Source organism: Methylophaga sp. UBA5088, assembly GCF_002414625.1.
GTDB lineage: Bacteria > Pseudomonadota > Gammaproteobacteria > Nitrosococcales > Methylophagaceae > Methylophaga > Methylophaga marina.
The window spans coordinates 6,378-6,626 of sequence record NZ_DIAC01000012.1; the positions used below are offsets into that span (position 1 = coordinate 6,378).

Here is a 249-nt window from a genome sequence, read left to right on the forward strand (position 1 = left end):
TGATGAAAGCAATTTGGCTGACGTAGAGCCTGAGTTGTCAGAATCATCGGAGTCGTCAGCTGATATAGAAATTGACAATATTGCTGAAGAACCCATCACAACAGAAGAACAGAATTCTGAGCCAGAGCTTTCTGAAGACGAGCTGAGTCTTGAGCCCATAGATAACGATGAAGCTCCAGCAATTGATGAACCTCAACTTGAAACAGAAGCTGAAACCCCAGAGCTTGCTGAAGATAATGAACCAGAAGT

At 43.4% G+C, this 249-nt stretch carries 1 protein-coding gene; it reads left to right on the forward strand.

Annotated elements, in window-relative coordinates:
• Nucleotides 1-13: 13 nt before the first annotated feature.
• Nucleotides 14-249, forward strand: a 236-nt coding sequence (locus tag B4K20_RS01905) for a hypothetical protein (protein ID WP_289281696.1), incomplete at its 3' end; no start/stop codon positions are given.